Below are 19,008 nucleotides of genomic sequence, written 5' to 3' on the forward strand. Positions count from 1 at the left end.
GATTGTGCGTCCTGTAGAGACTACCAATTGCAAGTCTCTACTGAAAATCTGCTATATCAGTAATTTTTTCATAAATAGACTGATACTGAAATTTGGCATCTACAACCTAATTAACCACCAAACATGAGCCACTACAACGATTTCATATATCAGTTATTTTGGCATTTGCCTGTAAATTTCACGGCACTAGCACAAACCATTACCGACCCAGACCTCATGGGTCAAATGCAAAAAGCTTGGAACCATTTTATACAAACAGGTCAAGTCTGGGCATTGTTGATTGGTTTAGTCATTGGCTATATCATTCGGAATCTAACTAGCTACGGTTAAAGTAATTTTAGATTTTGGATTTTAGATTTTAGATTAATCCAAAATCTAAAATTTAAAATCCAAAATTGATGCCAAATCACTCATAATCTATGACTAAAGAACAAACTTGGAGTCAGCGGTTTGAATCAGCATTACATCCGGCCATCGCTCGTTTTAATGCCAGTATAAATTTTGATATTGAATTAATAGAATATGACTTGACTGGTTCTCAAGCTCATGCGAAGATGCTGGGTTACACGGGGATAATTTCCCAAGAAGAAGCCGAGCAACTGATTGCAGGCTTAGACCAAATTCGCCAAGAGTACCGCCAGGGAAAATTTCAGCCTGGTGTTGATGCTGAAGATGTGCATTTTGCAGTTGAACGACGATTGACGGAAATTGTCGGCGATGTGGGTAAGAAGCTGCATACAGCGCGATCGCGTAATGACCAAGTCGGCACTGATACTAGACTCTACCTCCGCGACCAAATCCAACAAATCAAAGGTCAATTGCGGGGATTTCAAGACGTTCTCTTAGAGATAGCCGAAAAACACGTAGAAACTTTAATTCCTGGGTATACTCATCTCCAACGCGCCCAACCCCTGAGCTTAGCTCATCATTTGCTGGCATACTTTCAAATGGCGCAACGGGACTGGGAACGACTAAGCGATGTTTCTCGCCGAGTGAACATTTCACCTTTGGGGTGTGGTGCTTTAGCCGGGACTACATTCCCCATCGATCGCCATTATACAGCCAAGCTATTGAATTTTGACAACATTTATGCTAATAGCCTAGATGGAGTGAGCGATCGCGATTTTGCGATCGAATTCTTGTGTGCTGCTAGCTTAATTATGGTTCACCTCAGTCGGCTTGCAGAAGAAGTCATCATTTGGTCATCTGAAGAATTTCGCTTTGTTACCCTCAAAGATAGCTGTGCCACTGGTTCCAGTATCATGCCCCAAAAGAAAAATCCCGATGTCCCGGAATTGGTGCGAGGAAAAACAGGGCGCGTATTTGGTCATCTCCAAGCAATGTTGGTGATTATGAAAGGGTTACCCCTGGCCTATAACAAAGACTTGCAAGAAGATAAAGAAGGTTTATTTGATAGCGTCAACACAGTCAAAGCCTCACTAGAAGCAATGACAATTTTGTTGGCAGAAGGCTTAGAATTTCGTACCCAGCGCTTAGCCGAAGCGGTGACAGAAGACTTTTCCAACGCTACCGATGTCGCAGATTATCTAGCAGCACGAGGTGTCCCTTTCCGAGAAGCTTATAATCTCGTGGGTAAAGTCGTAAAAACCAGTATTGCCGCAGGTAAACTCCTAAAAGATTTGACACTGGACGAGTGGCAACAACTACATCCAGCATTTGCCGCAGATATTTATCAGGCCATATCCCCCCGTCAAGTCGTGTCTGCCCGCAACAGTTACGGTGGTACAGGCTTTGCACAGGTACGTGAAGCACTCATAGCTGCTCGCGCTCAAATTGGCGAATAGAGGGAATGGGGGGGGCAGGGGAAAAGGTTAAAGGTTAAAGGGAAAAGGAAATAAATTTAATCTTTCCCCTTTTCCCAAAATAATTGAGGGGGAAAAGGTTAAAGGTTAAAGGGAAAAGGAAATAAATTTAATCTTTCCCCTTTTCCCAAAATAATTGAGGGGGAAAAGGTTAAAGGTTAAAGGGAAAAGGAAATAAATTTAATCTTTCCCCTTTTCCTAAAATAATTGAGGGGGAAAAGGTTAAAGGTTAAAGGGAAAAGGAAATAAGTAAGTCGGTGAAATAAAACCAAACTATGTAAAGAAAAGTAAATAAGGCTCAAACTCTTTCTCCCCCTGCTCCCTGCCCCCTGCCCCCTGCCTTATCCCAACAATAATTATTTACATCGGCCTACTTAAATTTAATCTTTCCCCTTTCCCCTTTTCCCTTTCCCCTTTCCCCTTTTCCCTTTCCCCATGCCCTATGCCCCAAAATAATTGAGGGCGTAAAAATATACGCCCTCAAATTCTAAAAGACTTAAAAAGTAAGTATATTAACAGGCAACTTACTCAGCGTCAATTGCTGCTGCGCCTTCATCTTCCTCACTCTTCGGTGGTCTTTGTTGGAACCTTCTCTGCATTCTTCCTGTCGTAGTCCGTTTACGAAACTTCCGGGCATACGCCTGGTTCCGTAGCGCCTTTTCTTTTTTCGGGTTACGGCGCTTAGCCATGTTCACCTCATAAATAAACAACAAAAAAATCGCAACTAGGCATAACTTATGTAATATCAGTTACCAATGTTTTTGATATACTTGTAGCCTAGTGACTAATCGATACGCTTTAAACAATTTTCTAGTCTACCGTACTTGACTTGATTTTGTCAATTAAAATTGAACAATATCTGACTAGAGGTAGATAAAAATATCGTTTTTCACACACAAATATCTAAAATATACACACCGTATTTTAGATAAATGAAATACAAGGTAGAGAACATGTTAGCTAGGATTATCTGTACCTGACTCCCAAGCAATCTGTTGTATAAATTAGCTAATTAGTTTTTGTAGTATTGTATTTATGAAAAACTTGAGTTCAGTTTGATTGACAAATCTAGCAGTTGTAAATGATTTGTTTTATCAAATTATGATTTGATTTTTAACAAGACTTTGTAAAGATTTAAAAGTTTGATTTTCTATTGCCCATTCCTTATTTGTCCAAGGTCGCGCTTGCATTGTGCCTTTGAAATTAGATAAATAATTTCAAAAATCAAATACGATTCCTATATTAGTTATTTGCAATGGATAAAGAGCAAAGTCTGAAGGCTGGCTGCTGGCATTGAGAGCTTTCTAAGAGAGAATAATGTGAAAATATTATGTATATATAAGTACAGTGCTTCTCTATAAACTTGATGTTAGAATTGAGAGTGTTCTACGTAAATCGTTAGAATAAAATCTCGAACCACAAACATTTTTGTATAAAACAAAACTCAATAATATTTTATAGATTGAGGCTGATGTCAGTGGTAGAGAAATATAGAATACAACACATAAACTTTGAAGATTGAACGTTATTGCTTTTTTTCCTTCAGCTGTCGAGTCCACACGTAGCTTATGGCGTATTGGACAAACAGTATTGGGTATTATATTTCGTCATCCCATTACTGGTACTAGTATTATCCCAATTTTACCCGACGGTCGGATTGTACTGATTCGGCGGCGGGACAATGGTCTTTGGTCATTGCCTGGAGGTATTGTGGATTGGGGAGAAGATATTCCCAACACAGTCCGCCGGGAATTGATGGAGGAAACTGGATTAGAACTGGTGAAAATTAACCGTTTAGTAGGAGTTTACTCCTCACCAGACCGCGATCCCAGAATTCATTCGATTTGTGTTGTGGTTGAAGCCGAAGTAACTGGGACAATGGAAGTTAAAGATGCTTTGGAAGTGATGGAAATCCAAGCTTTCCCTCCAAATTTGCTACCTCCAGGACAAATGTCTCACGACCATACTCAACAGTTACAAGATTATTTGAATGGCTTGACAACACTGGCATAATAATATTTGGTTATTAGTCATTAGTCATTTGTTATTTGCAAATCACTAAGGAATTGCAAAAAATCAATTATTGCGCTTGGGGTCGTTGACTGTTGACTGTCAACCGTCAACCGTCAACTGTCAACTGTCAACCATCAATAATTAACAGTCTTCTATGGAATATTTTTTTACTTGGAAGTCCCTTATTATGGTGCTAAGGGTTAATTACTAAATTCAGATGGATACACTATTTCGTAACTCCCGGAGAAAGCTTTCTCAAGGGTTATTATTTTGGCGTGAAGCTGGTGCAGAAATTCCTGTAATTTTTTTACATGGTGCTTGGAATGATAGCAGTGAATGGTTATCTGTAATGGAGTCCTTGGCAGAGAATTTCCATTGCTTTGCACCTGATTTATTAGGTTTTGGTGAGTCGGAAAATCCAAATATTCATCATTCCATTGATTTACAAGTCGAATGTTTAGCTGAGTTTTTGCAAGCTGTCAAGCTAGAAAAAGTTTATTTAGTGGGACATTCTCTTGGGGGTTGGGTTGCTGCTAGTTATGCCCTAAAGTATCCAGAGAATGTTAACGGTATGGTACTGCTAGCGCCTGAGGGTGTAGAAATAGCAGGACAAGAAGAGTATTGTCGGAAGATGCGGCGATTATTGAATTATTCACCCTTCGTGGTTAAATTGTTGCGATCGCTAGTTACCTTCACTAAAATCCTGGGCTGGCATGAAAAGATTACACAGGATTTGCAATTACGTCAAGATTTGCTGCGTTACCCCATAGCTTGTCAATTACTTTTCAAACGCCGACAAGCAGAAATTGAGGCGGAATTATTACAAAAACGCCTTTACAGCATCGAAGTCCCAGTTTTGATTTTACAAGGTGGTCAAGATACACCAGATGCTTTAGCCAAGAGTCAAATTTATACCCAACTAACTCCAAAAGTTGAGTTAAAAATGATTGCCCATGCCGGCAATGACTTACCACAATCTTGTGCTGGGGATATAGCAATGGATATTCGGGAGTTTATTACAGAGTCGATGCAAAGTAAGTTTATCTAATGTTGACTGTGGGAATTTTAGATTAAAAATGATTTCTGTACTCTTGCAAATCAGAAAGCTACATGGTCTGATTCTAAAATCTTAAATGGCTATGCAAAATTCACGGATTAAGAAAGCCATCTAAACAAGGTTTTTTGAGCATGTATCTGTTGTATGATTGTTTCTAATTAATATTAGATAATTTATTGAAAATTTCAAATCAAAAATTAAATCACGAGTATAAATCTAAAATCTAAAATCCCAAATCTAAAATTAGAAGACGCATCTATCATGAAATCACACAAGTTCCGTGATATAGCCTTCAGACTGCACCGATATATTGGTTTAATTGTGGGGGTATTTATCGCTTTTATTGGTTTAACGGGTAGTTTTTTGGTGTTCAAACCAGAAATAGAGCAATTGCTGATTAGCCAGCAAATTGGACGTATAGTACCTCAAGAACAAATAATTTCTCTTGATAGTGTTTTAGAAACAGCTAAATCTGTGATTTCTCAAAACAATCAAGCTAATATCAATTCTACTAATCCCACATCTTATTACATCAAATTACCTGCAACCGCTTCTTCCCCATACGAAGTTGAATTTTTTGATCATAATAAGGCGATTCGATTATTCGTCCATCCTTATACTGGTAAAATCATAACTTGGAATGATGCAGATTCGAGTTTTGAAAGGGTGATTCTCTACCTGCACTATAGTCTGATGTTAGGTATAAATGGTCAAATTGCAATCGGTATTGTAGCATTATTATTATTGATTTTGTCTATTACAGGATTAATCTTATGGCCTGGTTGGCGCAAGTTAATTACTGGCTTCAAAATCAAGTGGGATGGTCATCCTAAACGAGTAAATTTTGATATTCACAAAGTTGTAGGAATTGTTGCCACAATTTTCCTTTGCTTTAGTGCTTTGACAGGCTTTTGTTGGAATTTATCTCATTGGACTTATCCATTGATTTATGCAGTGACTTTCACTCCCCAACCACCAGAAGTTGCTGCTAAACCAATTTCTGATTCCACCCCTTTACAGCTATCGCAATTACTCCAAAATTCCAATCAAGTATTTCCTCATGCAACGACATTATCAGTAACTATTCCCAGTAAACCTGAAGACGCTGTTTATATCAGCAAACGTCAAAATCACGAAACAGTGATTTATGGACAAAGTGGAGTCTATCTTGATGGGTATAGCGGTGAAATATTACGTGTAGTTGATAGTACTAAATTACCGCTAGGAGACAAAGCGATCGCTATCCTTGCACCTCTACACTATGGCACATTTTGGGGCTTAACATCTCGTATAATTTATTTTTTGGTAGGGCTAACTCCAACTATTCTTTTAATCACAGGATTTATCATGTGGCGATATCGACCAAAGCCAAAATATACTAAGTAAGTTTCAAATTCCGATTCCTATTTGTAATTTGCCAGGAATATTTCTTTCATTCCCCAAAAAATTAAATTTGGTTCCACAATTAGCTGTGTTGTTATATCAGGATATAAGGCTTGGAGATAGTTAATTAATAAAGTGCGATCGCCGCCTTTCATTGCAATTTTTCCTTGAGGAAATAAATTCCACCATGCTTGAATAAAATCTTTAATTCCAGCTAGGAATGTGTAAATTACACCACTTTGAATTGCCTCTGTTGTATTCAGTGCAAAACGTGGTGGTAGAGATGCCATTTGAGAAATTTCAACTAATGGTAATTGTCCTGTTTTTTGACCGAGAGTTGCAAATTGTAACCCCAATCCCGGTAGAATCGCCCCTCCAACCAAACACTGATTAGCATCAGCAGCCGTAAAAGTTAGTGCTGTTCCTGCGTCAATCACCAACATAGGAAAACCCCAAATTTTACCCGCACCCCACAAAGCTAAAGCCCTGTCAATTCCGAATGTGGGATACACTTTTTTGAGAGGAACTTCATTTAAAGTAATAACCTGAACGTCGGGATAAGTTTCCCAAATAGCAGTTTGGCTGGGAACTACGGAGGCGAGGAGGAGGGGAGGGGGATGGGGAGATGGGGGGATGGGGGAAAGGAAGTGTGCTTTTGGTGCTGTGGTTCTTCGTCGGTTTTGTTTGGGGTTGGGAAAATTTGCAGTAGTAAGTCATCGAGGGTTTGAGATTGAGCTAACTGAGATATGACAGACTTGGGTAAATACTCAGTATCCCAGGTACTATGGAGGGTTTCGCCAATAAATAGCCCCCAGTGCAACCGAGAATTGCCAATTTCCAAAGCCAGCCAAATATTGTCTATGTGCAGCGCCAGTTGCTTTAAGTCCGGGAACCAGCCCAAGGTAGTGGCTTGTGTGTGCCTCTGTGGTTCAAGCATTTGATTTTTTTTAACATGAATATAAATTTTTTAATAAAAATTTACATAAAACACATGTCACAATAAAACAAGAGGAATAAATACTCAATTTGTCAAGGAGGGGGGTTATGGTAGCGCTCACCGAAAAAACTGAAAAACGGCTGACTATACAGACTGTGGAAATCGCTCAAGATACAACGGCAATTCGGTCACTGGATTGGGATCGCGATCGCTTTGATATTGAGTTCGGTTTACAAAACGGTACTACTTATAACTCGTTTCTCATTCGGGGCGAACAAACTGCCTTGGTTGATACTTCCCACGAAAAGTTTCGTCAATTATATTTTGATACGCTCACGGGACTAATCAACCCCAAAGAAATCGATTATTTGATTATCAGCCATACCGAGCCAGACCACAGCGGTTTAGTAAAAGATTTGCTACAAATGGCTCCGGATATTACTGTTGTCGCTTCTAAGGTAGCAATTCAGTTTCTAGAGGATTTGGTGCATCAGCCATTTAAGCGGCGGATTGTAAAAAATGGCGATCGCTTAGATTTAGGTAACGGTCACGAATTTGAATTTGTGATTGCACCAAATTTACATTGGCCGGATACAATTTTCAGCTTCGACCATAAAACGAAAATTCTCTTCACCTGCGATGCATTCGGGATGCATTATTGTTCCGATACCACCTTCGACGAAGATTTAAAAACTTTAGAAGCAGACTTTAAATATTACTACGAATGTTTGATGGGGCCAAACGCCCGGTCAGTGTTGTCTGCCCTCAAACGGATGGCGGAATTAAAAACCATCGCCACGATCGCCACTGGTCACGGCCCGTTATTATCCCACAATGTTGAGGAACTAGTTGGACGTTACCGCACTTGGAGTCAAAACCAAGCCAAGCCAGAAACCACCATTGGCATATTTTACGTTTCTGAATACGGTTATGGCGATCGCCTCGCCCAAGCAATTGCCAACGGTATCAGCAAAACCAATGTTGGTATAGAAATTGTAGACTTGGGGTCTGAAGTAGATTTACAAGAACTGCGGGAACTAGTCGGCCGTTGTGCGGGATTAGTTGTTGGTTTACCTCCGGCTTCTAGCGCTGCTAGCATCCAAGCTGCACTCAGCACAATTTTAGGATCTGCCAAAGAAAAGCAAGCCATCGGCGTATTTGAAAGTGGCGGCGGCGACGACGAACCCATAGATCCTTTGTTGAGTAAATTCCGGAATTTGGGCTTGACAACGGTTTTCCCAGCAATTCGGATTAAGGAAACCCCCACAGAAAACATCTACAAGCTTTGTGAAGAAGCGGGTACAGACTTGGGACAATGGGTAACCCGCGATCGCAGCATCAAAGCCATGAAATCCCTTGGTGCAGACTTAGACAAAGCACTAGGTAGACTTAGCGGCGGACTGTATATTATCACAGCCAAAAAAGGCGATGTTTCCAGCGCCATGTTAGCTTCCTGGGTTGCTCAAGCCAGCTTCAAACCCTTAGGATTTTCCATTGCAGTGGCCAAAGACCGGGCGATAGAATCACTGATGCAAGTAGGCGATCGCTTTGTGCTTAACGTCTTAGAAGAAGGCAATTTCCAACCACTGATGAAGCACTTTTTGAAACGATTCGCCCCTGGTGCAGACCGCTTTCAAGGAGTCAGAACCCAGCCAGCCGAAAATGGTGCCCCCATCCTCACCGACGCCCTCGCCTACATGGAATGCGAAGTCGTCAGCCGTATGGACTGCGGCGACCACTGGGCAGTATACAGCACCGTCTACGCCGGACGAGTTTCTAAACCAGATGCCTTAACTGCGGTGCATCATCGGAAAGTTGGAAACCATTATTAATTTTGGATTTTGAGATTTTGCGGAAAGTCTGAGCGGAGGCTTCCTCCGATCAGAACTTTCAAAGACGGATTTTAGATTAGTAGTCCAAAATCCAAAAATCTTGAATATTGTCTGAATTTGATCCAGTATTTCGATGTTCAATTAATCATCCAAAATTTAAAATCTAAAATTCAAAATTCTTTGTATTATGTCAACAAACAAACCCCGTGACGTTCAAGTTTTCCCCATTGCTACAGATACAAGATTGTTGCGATCGCGCAGTTGGTCGAGGCTGAGATTTGAAATCGAATATGCTCTGGCTAAGGGAACGACTGCTAATTCTTATTTAATTGAAAGTGATAAAAACGCCCTGATTGACCCTCCTGGGGAAACCTTTACAGAAATTTTTTTAGCAGCGTTACAGGAGCGTTTTGATGTTACAAAACTCGATTATGTAATTTTGGGACATATCAATCCTAATCGGGCTGCAACTTTAAAAGCATTGCTGGAAATTGCCCCACAAATTACTTTTGTCTGTTCCAATCCAGGGGCGATCAATTTACGTGGGGCGTTGGAAAATCCAGATTTGCCAATTCTGGTAATGCGGGGAGAAGAAACTCTGGATTTGGGCAATGGGCATAATTTACAATTTATTCCCACCCCCAACCCCCGCTATGCAGACCACCTTTGCACCTACGACCCGCAAACAGAAATTCTCTACTCAGATAAGTTATTTGGGGCCCATGTTTGCGGCGACCAAGTATTTGATGAAGGCTGGGAAATCTATAACGAAGACCGCCGCTATTATTTTGATTGCTTGATGGCTCCCCATGCTCGTCAAGTGGAAACAGCCCTGGAGAAACTTGCAGATTTGCCTGTGCGAATGTACGCCACTGGACATGGCGCTTTAGTTCGTTATGGCTTAATCGAACTCACCAAAGCTTATCGAGAATGGAGTCAGCAACAAACTTCTGCTGACTTGACAGTAGCGCTGATTTATGCATCAGCCTATGGAAATACAGCGACTTTAGCTCAGGCGATCGCTCGTGGCATTACCAAAGCTGGAGTAGCGGTAGAATCAATTAACTGCGAATTCACCGACCCAGAAGATATCCGTGCAGCTGTGGAAAAATCTGCTGGCTTTGTCATTGGTTCCCCTACCCTTGGCGGTCACGCACCCACACCCGTGCAAACAGCTTTAGGAATTGTCCTAGCCACAGCAACCAATAATAAACTTGCTGGTGTGTTTGGTTCCTTTGGTTGGAGTGGGGAAGCTGTGGATTTAATTGAAGGTAAATTAAAAGATGCTGGTTATCGGTTTGGTTTTGATACCATCCGCGTCAAATTTAAACCAGACGATCCCACCTTGCAGCTGTGCGAACAAGCAGGTACAGACTTTGCCCAGACATTGAAGAAAGCGAAAAAAGTGCGATCGCAAAGTGTTCCTGCCACCAGCGTCGAACAAGCAGTTGGGCGAATTGTCGGTTCGCTGTGCGTTCTCACCGCCAAACAAGATGACATTTCCAGCGCTATGTTAGCTTCTTGGGTATCCCAGGCTAGCTTTAGTCCCCCTGGTTTAACCATCGCTGTAGCCAAAGACCGGGCTGTAGAAAGTTTGACACACTCAGGAAATAAATTTGTCCTAAATATCCTCAGAGAAGGCAATCATTTGGGGTTGATGAAGCATTTTCTCAAACCCTTTGGCCCCGGACAAGACCGATTTGCCGATGTCGCTAGCCAAGAAGCTGAAAACGGTTCTCCCGTCCTGACAGATGCTTTAGCATATCTTGAATGTTCCGTAGAAAACCGTATGGAATCCGGCGACCATTGGCTAGTTTATGCAACCGTCGATAATGGCAAATTGTTAGATAATGATGGCATCACAGCCGTGCATCATCGCAAAACAGCAACTCATTATTAATTATGCACTGGGAATTGGGAAATCCTTCCCCAGTGTCTATTACAACTACAACCCTCATGTTTGAGTCCAAAGTTCTTGTCTAACTTCTTTTTTCAACAATAATTTTGATTGCTCTCATTGATTTTCTTTGCAGTCCAATTAAGATTTCCTATTCTGCCACCATCTCTAATGTCAATATTCCTCTTGGTTTGTTGACTACAAGCTGCATAATATTCAACCACAACGAACCCATCAAGGTATCTGGAATATCGTCCCCCACATGGATAGGAATAATTATTTCGGTTCTATCAATGATGACTTTGCCTTGATAAAGGTTGAACTGTCCTTCTCCCCGTGCCGTCCTCATAGATATTTGGGCGGCAATCATTACCCAATTTAAAGCTTGTAAATCTTGAGTATTAATGGCTAACCACCCATCTGTAAATCCAGTATCAAACAATGCCTCGACAGAAAATACCTCGTCATTGGCGGCAACAAGCTGAATTTCAAACAATAGTTCACCATTATCCCCAAACGCACCTAAACCCATAATCTACCGCAGGTTCCTGTGTCGTTGAGTCGAAAAATGGTGATTTTTACCTCATTAGGATTAGGATATGCATCACAGATTTTTTGCGTTATCCCTTTTAGTGTTGGGTCAATCAAATAATTTTCACTCTCTGGATCGATGGCAATATACCAGTTGTAATGAGTATCTATTAATTGTGGATACAAGCGATCGAAAACAACACGACACTGCATAGCAAGAGCATTTTGCTTTTCCTGATGGCGGCTCTTTTCAGAAAGTGCTATGGGAGATGGTGGTAGGATACGGGTGCGACGGGGGTGGGATAGCTTTGTCATGTCAAGAAAAAGTATGCTCTGTTGTGGTTTTATTATGTCGTTATTTTGAGGTGGTTCCCACAGTTACTTCATCGGTTCTGGTGGTAAACCAAGCTTGCCCCGAAATTCCTTATCGTATTTTGCTTTTTTCCAATTTTTGGCAGATTTAACTTGCTCAACAGCTATGTTTTTTGCACCTCTGAGGTCTGCAAAAAAGAGATTGCTACTGCTGAGGTTCGCATTGTTGAGGTTGGCACGATTAAGTTTAACATGGCTAAGATCGGCACCGTTGAAGTTGGCAAAGCCGAGGTGGGCATTGTTGAGCTACCCTTTCCCCCTTCCCCCTTACCCTTTACCCCGTTAAGCTTACTTGGCGAACTACTAGTTTAATTCCCAGTGGCAGCACGAAATACATTTATAAAACTTATTAGAGTAACTATTAGTAGTAGCTTTAATTTTCTTCATGTTTACAGAGCTTAAATATCAAGGGATGGGTAAAAGTAGAGCCTAAATGGCAACATTGCTTTCTTGAGTTTAGCTATTGTCAGTGTTGAGTTTATCCACAGTGGACTCAACACTTAGACCGATGGCTTAATTACGTAGTTTTTGTATCAAAATTTATATTTAAGTTGCAATTTCGTACTGATTTTACTAATTGCACTCTCATCTGCTCAAATATATATAGCTAGGAGGAATAAGTTTGGTATACCCAATAATCTCTACATACCAAAATCTACGTTAAACAGATAATAGATTAAACATGTAAGCCAGAGGTCTTATAACAACGTAAAACTACGATAGAGCGTCTGATAGTAGTTAATTTAGCTGCACGTCGTTCATAAAAACGCAATTTGTAGCTTTTCTGTAGTTGACTAGTGGTAGATTTGAGTTACTCTTGAAGCGATCGCTTCGTGTAGGAATCTACCCTGACAGGAGTGTATAAAGACATAAGTTATATTTAACAATTCTGTCCCAGATTTTGAATTTCCAAACTGAATAGTTTGATACGGCGCTCAAAAACCTGATGCTCTACCCTAAACAAGGTAGTCAATTAAAGACTCAATATCATCTGTCTAGTAATTGTAATGAATAGTTTACAATACCAGTGGATGGGAAAATCTAAAGAAAATATAAAAGTAACTCAAACGACTGTGGTGTCTGGAGGACAAAAGTGTTTCTGAGACTAGCACATCAACATAGACAATTCGTCCAAGACTTGGTAATGAACCTGCAAGCCTTGGCGATTGTACTGGAGCGGCGCGGATATCCTGCGTCCTGTTATACCTGTGGCGACCAGATGAATAGCGCATCATTTATGGTTAGCTTGGGTGATAATCACTTAATTCGGTTTTTAGTGTCTGACTACGGGATTACCTGGACGGAAATGCGGGATGACCGCGAATTAATGAAGTTAGAGGGTGCAGAGGCAATTAACCAGCTACAAGAGTTGGCTAATCTTGTCAAACAATCTGTGCAAATTGATACAGAATCGAAAACTTTAGCCAAGAAGTGTTAAGGTTTCAAAACTCGATGGTGAATGACAAATTAATTTACGGTAACTGGTGATTGGTAATAGCGGCTTGCTTAGCGATCGCTCATTATTCATTCTCCGTTACCATTCAGTGGTGGTTAGTGATTGCCTACCGCATCTTTTTTGTATCTACCAAAACTATCAGGTGTTAAAACGCACCATGATTAGAAGTTGGGCACATGGCTGACCAATTCTGCATCGCCATCGCTCTCTAATAGGAAAGCCCGATCAAAACGCGATGGTAAAAGGATTTAGTAATGGGATACCGCAGCTATCAAAATCGCGGATGTTGCGCGTTACTAAAGTTAATTGGTGAATTTGGGCAGTAGCAGCAATCATCATATCTGCTTGAGTGTGCGTTTTTCCTATTAATCTTAGTTGACCCCGTAGTTCACCAGAACGTTTGGCGATTTCAGCTGTAATAGGCAATATTTGGCAGTAATTCTCCAGAAAATTCTCAAACCAATTTTCAATTCTGGGATTCGGCTTTAATGTCAGTCCATAAGATATTTCCTCAACAGTAATCACGCTGATGGCAATTGAAGAAACTTTTGCCGCCCATGTTAGTACACCAGAATTCGGTTGAGGTCGCGCTAGTTCGCTGATAATGTTGGTGTCACACAGAAAGGTCATTGAGGACATCAGCCAAAGAATTAGAACGGTCTTGACGAGGAGATATTTCCAGAGTGTAGTCTTCCTCAGCAGCAATTTGGCGTAGTTCTGTAAAAGCATCTGCGAGAGATAGCTTTTCCTTTTTTTGTTGCCAAAACAAGAATTCTTCAAACACTTTAGCCTCTATAACAACTGCCACCAACCGATCGCGATTGTAAATCCGCTGCGGTTCTTGAAGTGCGGCATTAATCAATTCAGAGAACTTTTGTTTCGCTTCGGCAATTCTCCAGTTCATTGCACTACCTCTTGTGAATCATAATTATGTTCATTATAGGCATCAATTATGTCTATATTTTTGGTAACAGCACTTATAGCAATTTGAAAAATCATTGCGACAGATGCATAGCCAAAAGCGATTACTACTAACTGTTTCACAATCCAAAATCTAAAATCTAAAATCCAAAATGGTATTACGTACTGTTTTAATCAAAAATTTAAAATCCAAAATCCAAAATTACAGTCCGTTACCAATCAAAATAAATGGTGCCCAGTAATAGGGATGACTAAAGTTACTAACTTGCCTTGCAGGTGCATTGCCATTTTTTACCGAGTATCCACTAATTAAGGAGATTTGAGCTTGTCGTAAGGCTTCGGTTTTAGTCAGTTTTTTGCCAGAGAGAATATTATAAAAAGCGCTCATCAGTGCTTGTGTACCACCATCATCCACAGACCATAACGAGGCGATGGCGGCTCTAGCGCCGGTTTGCTGCATTTGATAGCCAAAGCCCAAAATTTCCTCGCCGTTACCTAACTTGCCTCCCAAGCCAGTTTCGCAGGCACTCAACACTACCAAATCTACATTGGGGAGCGACCAAGTAGAGACATTTCTAAAGTTAACGCGATCGCCATTTCCGAATAAAATAAACGAATCTTCTGGTTTACCCACCACAAAGGCTGCATGGGTGGCTAAATGCACAATTGTATAGTCATCCATTTGGGGTACAGCAACTTCGGGACTAAAGGCATCATCTAAAAGCTTCTTGGTTTCAGGAACCGCCGCCGCTAAACTTTCTACTTCCCGCGTTGCAAAGGGCAAACCAGCAAAAGCAATCTGTCGATTACCAACTTTGATTTTATAATTACCTTTAGTAAAAGCACCTGCTAAAGCCCGCAAATTAGATTGTTTTGGGGTGTTTAAATTAGTTAAACTGGCAGATGTAATGTGATTTACACTAAAGCGCTGCACTAGCCATTGTTTGCCATCATATAAAGCAGTTAAAGGAATATAGCGTAACTGGTCATCTGGAGCGTAAATCAGAGTTTGTGTACCTAATAGCTGCAAGTCTTTTTCTATTGGTTTAATTAGCCAGTTATACAATTGGCGTGCAGGTGTTTTGACATCTTCACCAGGATTGATTAAAGCTTCGCGGAAGTTTTTAATTGTTTGATGGAGATTTTCGCTTTTGACCGCAACGCTGTGATGAATTGGTGGAGAATCGGGAGTGACTAACACCAATTCCAAGCTATCTTTTAAAATTAGCGGGTAAATTAGTACAGATTTTTGGGGTAATTGCGCTAGATTATTCCGAATTTGATTGAGACTGTCCAAATCCAAATTTTGCCGCCTAGCTGTACGGCTGATTTGTTCTATCTGCGCTTTTACTTGAGGACTATCGAGAAATTTATTAAATTCATCCAAGAGTTGCTGCTGGCTTAATACTAACTGTTGGATGCGTTGTTTTTGTTGTGGCGATCGCTCTTGTGGAGGAATTTTTCGGAGTTTTGTTAATTCTTTTCCCAGTACAATAGCATTATCTAAGGTTCGATCTAACTTTTCTTTAATTGGTTTTTCTTGTGCTACGATATCAATGCCTTTAGCAGTGCGTTGATTACCGGGCACATTTTGGAGATACTCTTCTAGTTCTTCAACTTTGAGTAAATCCATTGTGCGTTGAGCTTCAGGAATACGTTTTTGCTTGAGTAATCGCTCGCCCAAAATCCGATATGTCTCACTAACAGTAATGCTGTAAGCATCTGGTTGTGGTGCAGCTAGTGTTAAGGGATTCAAACGAGCTTTTTCACGGTTGATTACACAACCTTTATAGAAAAGAATTGCTAATTCTGGTTTGTTTTGAATATCAAATAAGTAACCAACATTACTATAGGTTTTACCAAGTCTAACCAAATCCCCTAGTTCTTTATTAATCGCGATCGCTTGCTGATAAGATTCGAGTGCTTGGCGATACTTTCTTTGACTTTGGTAGACTCTGCCAATATTATTAAATGTTATGGCTTCCCAAGAGCGATCGCCGTATTCTCTAGTAATGGCTAAGGCTGTTTCTAATGTTTGCAATGCTTGTTGCGATTCACCTTGCTGAGATTGTTTGATACCTTGTTGATTTAGCCTTGCAATTTGTGAGAGTTGATTATTCTGGGGTAAAGCTTGAGCTTTTGCTCCCGAATGCCATCGGAATTTTGTATTTGTAGTTACTTGGTTATTTTCTAGGGATGCCATCCCAAAACCTAGTACACTCAGTAGAGTCAAAGTTACAAGACTAACATATCGGAGATTAGGCTGCATAACAAAAAGACTCCCCATACACAGAAGTGTAAATCTTAAATCAAGAATTTCTGGAAAGCAATTAATTTTTAAACTATTCCATATTTCAATAATTTATAGCTTGTCAAAATAGATGCCCAGAAACTTAAAAATGTCAGAAGAAAAAAATAACCAACCACAACTACCACCAACCAGTGCCCTTGACAATCCATCAAATCAGGAATTTGACAACTGGTTTGAATATCCTATAAGAGTGCAACCACACCACACCGACTACGCAGGTATTGTCTGGCATGGTTCCTATCTTACTTGGATGGAAGAAGCACGGGTTGAATGCTTGCGGTCTATCGGCATTGAATTTGCTGATTTAGTAGCTTTAGGTTGCGATTTACCAGTTGTAGAATTATCGGTGCGCTATCATCGTTCAATTCCATTGGGTATGTCAGCAGTAGTTAAAACCCGTATGGCTGAAGTGACTGGCGTCCGCATCAATTGGGATTATGCTATTGTCTCACCTGATGGACAACAACTATATGTCACCGCAAAGGTAACCTTAGTAGCTTTAGACCGCGAACGAGGCAAGATTATGCGTCAGTTACCGCCAAATGTTAAGGATGCATTGGCTAAGGTTTCAGCATTGAATAATAATTGAGCGAAAAATAAATTCTGAATGCACAATTCAGAATTTATTTTTTACTTGCCGCTTTGGATCTGCGAGATAGTTTGAGCGAACTGGTTTATATGATGCCAAATATCTTGCGGAGTAATGCCAAAACCAATATTTAATAAAACTAGGATTGCCGCAATAGTTAACGCACTACTTACGGTTGCTTTCAACAGCTTCCATAATATTATGAAGACAATCCAAGCTACAATCAACGTAGCAATCATAATAGATAAATTCCTTAATAATACCGCTATTTGAAAACGTGTTGATTCAGAAAATGTAAACTTTTATTTCAGTAACAACTACTAATATTAAAGCTGCTACGTCTAATTGGAACTAGATACTAAAGCTAAGATTTTGTGTAACTGCAACAGTGTTATTTTAACTGAAAATCTGACAAAAATTCAGATAGGAAGCTAGTTATTTGGCAATTTGGCAGAATTCCTGGGAAGAATATTTTCTAAAGTTTTAGTATAAATAATTACAAATAAAAGGGTTATACATTAGCGATTCTAGATGAATTGTGAAAATTGCAGTGTTTAGATACCCGACTTTTTTGAAAAGTCGGGTATCTAATTTTTCACGGGTCTTGCACTCAAGGTTTTTATCGCAGAGAAATTATCCGCGAGTGAGTTTCTAACTTTTCAGTTGCGATTAAAACTTCTTGTCTTGCCCATTTATCTGCTGCCAAAATGTCATCTAAAGAGGGATTTGAACGGTTATCATTTTGATGGCGATCGCACACCCATTCGATACAACGAGGAATATCTAAAAATCGAATTTTTTCTTCTAAAAATAAAGCCACAGCTTGTTCGTTGGCGGCATTCAATACAGCAGGCATGGAACCGCCAGCTTTACCCACAGCATAAGCCAACTGCATACAAGGATACTTTTGATGGTCTGGTTCGCGGAAAGTTAAATTTCCAGCTTTCACCAAATCTAAGCGTTCCCAGTTAGTGTAAATGCGATCGGGCCAAGATAAAGCATACAGTAAAGGTAAGCGCATATCCGGCCAGCCCAGTTGGGCTAAAACAGAAGTATCTTGCAGTTCAATGAGTGAGTGAATAATACTTTGGGGATGAATGACAATTTCGATATCGTCATAATCCAAGCCAAATAGGAAGTGAGCTTCAATTACTTCCAGTCCTTTATTCATCAAAGTAGCAGAGTCTACCGTGATTTTACGCCCCATCGACCAATTTGGATGTTTCAAAGCATCAGCAACGGTCACTTCTGCTAACTTTTCTACATCCCAATCTCGAAAAGCGCCACCTGATGCAGTCAATAAAATCCGCCGCAAACCGTTTTTTGGCACACCTTGTAGGCACTGGAATATCGCGGAATGTTCTGAATCAGCAGGTAATAATTTTACACCGTGTTTTTCGATTAAGGGTAAAACTACGGGGCCGCCAGCAATCAGAGTTTCCTTATTTGCCAAGGCGATATCTTTACCAGCCTCTATAGCTGCGATGGTTGGTAGCAAACCAGCACAACCCACAATTCCCGTGACAACCGTTTGGGCTTCGCCGTAGCGGGCAACTTCTATCACTCCCGCTTCACCAGCCAGGAGAATGGGTTGCGGGTCGAGGTCTTTAACGGCTTCTTTGAGTGCCGGTAATTGCTCTTCTAAGCAAATTGCTGCTATTTGCGGCCGAAATTGCCGAATTTGAGCAGCCAACATTTCCACATTGCGCCCAGCTGCCAATCCCACAATCCGAAATTGATCTGGGTACTGACTCACAATATCTAAAGTCTGAGTCCCAATGGAACCAGTAGAACCAACAAGAGTAATCGCTTTCACAATTATTTAAGGATTTACAGACAATTCCACTATAAGTTGCTGAGGACTCTTTAATAACAGCGATCGCCAT

17 protein-coding genes and 2 pseudogenes are annotated in these 19,008 nt (G+C 40.5%); 9 read left to right on the forward strand and 10 right to left on the reverse strand.

Translation table 11 applies throughout. The annotated features are described in order from the left end of the window. Positions 1 to 123: 123 nt before the first annotated feature. Complete coding sequence (locus VF06_RS28405) at positions 124 to 330, forward strand: hypothetical protein (protein WP_099070884.1); 207 nt, start codon at positions 124 to 126, stop codon at positions 328 to 330. 89 nt (positions 331 to 419) lie between these two features. Then, positions 420 to 1,805, forward strand: coding sequence for an argininosuccinate lyase (gene argH, locus VF06_RS28410; protein WP_099070883.1), 1,386 nt, complete (start codon positions 420 to 422; stop codon positions 1,803 to 1,805). Positions 1,806 to 2,347: 542 nt separating this feature from the next. On the opposite strand, the gene VF06_RS43680 is transcribed toward argH, so the two are convergent. Then, on the reverse strand, positions 2,348 to 2,512 hold the full coding sequence (locus VF06_RS43680; protein WP_009457656.1) for an Asl3888 family RNA-binding protein: 165 nt from the start codon (positions 2,510 to 2,512) through the stop codon (positions 2,348 to 2,350). 829 nt (positions 2,513 to 3,341) lie between these two features. Between VF06_RS43680 and VF06_RS28415 the strand changes: the two genes are divergently transcribed. The 3 genes from VF06_RS28415 (at position 3,342) to VF06_RS28425 (ending at position 6,279) form a co-directional block, all read left to right on the forward strand. Further along, positions 3,342 to 3,836, forward strand: coding sequence for an NUDIX hydrolase (locus VF06_RS28415; RefSeq protein WP_099070882.1), 495 nt, complete (start codon positions 3,342 to 3,344; stop codon positions 3,834 to 3,836). 217 nt (positions 3,837 to 4,053) lie between these two features. Beyond that, positions 4,054 to 4,884 (forward strand): alpha/beta fold hydrolase, encoded by an 831-nt coding sequence (locus VF06_RS28420; RefSeq protein WP_099070881.1) that lies wholly within the window; start codon positions 4,054 to 4,056, stop codon positions 4,882 to 4,884. Between the two features lie 270 nt (positions 4,885 to 5,154). Continuing rightward, entirely contained in the window at positions 5,155 to 6,279 is a 1,125-nt protein-coding gene (locus VF06_RS28425; protein ID WP_099070880.1) for a PepSY-associated TM helix domain-containing protein, read from the forward strand. 17 nt (positions 6,280 to 6,296) lie between these two features. Here the strand turns inward: VF06_RS28425 and VF06_RS28430 are convergent. Beyond that, positions 6,297 to 7,129: pseudogene (locus VF06_RS28430) on the reverse strand (pantothenate kinase). 191 nt (positions 7,130 to 7,320) lie between these two features. On the opposite strand from VF06_RS28430, the gene VF06_RS28435 reads away from it, so the two are divergent. Both VF06_RS28435 and VF06_RS28440 read left to right on the forward strand, forming a co-directional pair. Next, entirely contained in the window at positions 7,321 to 9,045 is a 1,725-nt protein-coding gene (locus VF06_RS28435; RefSeq protein WP_099072198.1) for a diflavin flavoprotein, read from the forward strand. Between the two features lie 187 nt (positions 9,046 to 9,232). Continuing rightward, complete coding sequence (locus VF06_RS28440; RefSeq protein WP_099072199.1) at positions 9,233 to 10,945, forward strand: diflavin flavoprotein; 1,713 nt, start codon at positions 9,233 to 9,235, stop codon at positions 10,943 to 10,945. Between the two features lie 148 nt (positions 10,946 to 11,093). On the opposite strand, the gene VF06_RS28445 is transcribed toward VF06_RS28440, so the two are convergent. The 3 genes and pseudogenes from VF06_RS28445 to VF06_RS28455 all read right to left on the reverse strand — a co-directional run. Next, entirely contained in the window at positions 11,094 to 11,474 is a 381-nt protein-coding gene (locus tag VF06_RS28445; protein ID WP_099072200.1) for an aspartyl protease, read from the reverse strand. Further along, entirely contained in the window at positions 11,465 to 11,788 is a 324-nt protein-coding gene (locus tag VF06_RS28450; protein ID WP_099072201.1) for a hypothetical protein, read from the reverse strand. Before VF06_RS28450 ends, VF06_RS28445 begins: the two co-directional genes overlap by 10 nt. Positions 11,789 to 11,851: 63 nt before the next feature. Beyond that, positions 11,852 to 12,079: pseudogene (locus VF06_RS28455) on the reverse strand (pentapeptide repeat-containing protein); the annotation flags it as partial. 859 nt (positions 12,080 to 12,938) lie between these two features. Here VF06_RS28455 and VF06_RS28465 point away from each other — a divergent pair. Then, entirely contained in the window at positions 12,939 to 13,283 is a 345-nt protein-coding gene (locus VF06_RS28465; RefSeq protein ID WP_099072203.1) for a DUF1815 family protein, read from the forward strand. A gap of 243 nt (positions 13,284 to 13,526) precedes the next feature. On the opposite strand, the gene VF06_RS28470 is transcribed toward VF06_RS28465, so the two are convergent. The 3 genes from VF06_RS28470 to VF06_RS28480 form a co-directional block, all read right to left on the reverse strand. After that, positions 13,527 to 13,931, reverse strand: coding sequence for a type II toxin-antitoxin system VapC family toxin (locus VF06_RS28470; RefSeq protein ID WP_099072204.1), 405 nt, complete (start codon positions 13,929 to 13,931; stop codon positions 13,527 to 13,529). After that, a complete protein-coding gene (locus VF06_RS28475; protein WP_099072205.1) occupies positions 13,915 to 14,205 on the reverse strand; it encodes a type II toxin-antitoxin system Phd/YefM family antitoxin in 291 nt (96 codons plus the stop codon). The genes VF06_RS28470 and VF06_RS28475 overlap by 17 nt, the downstream gene beginning before the upstream one ends. 219 nt (positions 14,206 to 14,424) lie before the next feature. After that, positions 14,425 to 16,491, reverse strand: a complete 2,067-nt coding sequence (locus VF06_RS28480; protein ID WP_099072206.1) for a CHAT domain-containing protein — start codon at positions 16,489 to 16,491, stop codon at positions 14,425 to 14,427. Between the two features lie 130 nt (positions 16,492 to 16,621). On the opposite strand from VF06_RS28480, the gene VF06_RS28485 reads away from it, so the two are divergent. Next, positions 16,622 to 17,122 carry an acyl-CoA thioesterase gene (locus tag VF06_RS28485; RefSeq protein WP_099072216.1) on the forward strand — a complete coding sequence of 167 codons (501 nt, stop codon included), beginning with the start codon at positions 16,622 to 16,624 and terminating at the stop codon, positions 17,120 to 17,122. A gap of 41 nt (positions 17,123 to 17,163) precedes the next feature. On the opposite strand, the gene VF06_RS42990 is transcribed toward VF06_RS28485, so the two are convergent. Then, entirely contained in the window at positions 17,164 to 17,361 is a 198-nt protein-coding gene (locus VF06_RS42990; RefSeq protein ID WP_099072207.1) for a hypothetical protein, read from the reverse strand. Positions 17,362 to 17,741: 380 nt separating this feature from the next. Further along, on the reverse strand, positions 17,742 to 18,938 hold the full coding sequence (locus VF06_RS28495) for a 1-deoxy-D-xylulose-5-phosphate reductoisomerase (protein WP_099073244.1): 1,197 nt from the start codon (positions 18,936 to 18,938) through the stop codon (positions 17,742 to 17,744). Positions 18,939 to 19,008 lie beyond the last annotated feature (70 nt).

Origin of the sequence: Nostoc linckia z4 (assembly GCF_002608075.1) — a bacterium.
In the GTDB taxonomy this organism is placed as follows: domain Bacteria; phylum Cyanobacteriota; class Cyanobacteriia; order Cyanobacteriales; family Nostocaceae; genus Nostoc; species Nostoc linckia.

Excerpts from the sequence above, each read along its gene's own strand:
- VF06_RS28405 (WP_099070884.1), top strand. The coding sequence starts at position 124 with ATGAGCCACTACAACGATTTCATATATCAGTTATTTTGGCATTTGCCT.
- argH (WP_099070883.1), top strand. The coding sequence starts at position 420 with ATGACTAAAGAACAAACTTGGAGTCAGCGGTTTGAATCAGCATTACAT.
- VF06_RS43680 (WP_009457656.1), bottom strand. The coding sequence starts at position 2,512 with ATGGCTAAGCGCCGTAACCCGAAAAAAGAAAAGGCGCTACGGAACCAG.
- VF06_RS28420 (WP_099070881.1), top strand. The coding sequence starts at position 4,054 with ATGGATACACTATTTCGTAACTCCCGGAGAAAGCTTTCTCAAGGGTTA.
- VF06_RS28425 (WP_099070880.1), top strand. The coding sequence starts at position 5,155 with ATGAAATCACACAAGTTCCGTGATATAGCCTTCAGACTGCACCGATAT.
- VF06_RS28435 (WP_099072198.1), top strand. The coding sequence starts at position 7,321 with ATGGTAGCGCTCACCGAAAAAACTGAAAAACGGCTGACTATACAGACT.
- VF06_RS28440 (WP_099072199.1), top strand. The coding sequence starts at position 9,233 with ATGTCAACAAACAAACCCCGTGACGTTCAAGTTTTCCCCATTGCTACA.
- VF06_RS28445 (WP_099072200.1), bottom strand. The coding sequence starts at position 11,474 with ATGGGTTTAGGTGCGTTTGGGGATAATGGTGAACTATTGTTTGAAATT.
- VF06_RS28450 (WP_099072201.1), bottom strand. The coding sequence starts at position 11,788 with ATGACAAAGCTATCCCACCCCCGTCGCACCCGTATCCTACCACCATCT.
- VF06_RS28470 (WP_099072204.1), bottom strand. The coding sequence starts at position 13,931 with ATGACCTTTCTGTGTGACACCAACATTATCAGCGAACTAGCGCGACCT.
- VF06_RS28475 (WP_099072205.1), bottom strand. The coding sequence starts at position 14,205 with ATGAACTGGAGAATTGCCGAAGCGAAACAAAAGTTCTCTGAATTGATT.
- VF06_RS28480 (WP_099072206.1), bottom strand. The coding sequence starts at position 16,491 with ATGCAGCCTAATCTCCGATATGTTAGTCTTGTAACTTTGACTCTACTG.
- VF06_RS28485 (WP_099072216.1), top strand. The coding sequence starts at position 16,622 with ATGTCAGAAGAAAAAAATAACCAACCACAACTACCACCAACCAGTGCC.
- VF06_RS42990 (WP_099072207.1), bottom strand. The coding sequence starts at position 17,361 with ATGATTGCTACGTTGATTGTAGCTTGGATTGTCTTCATAATATTATGG.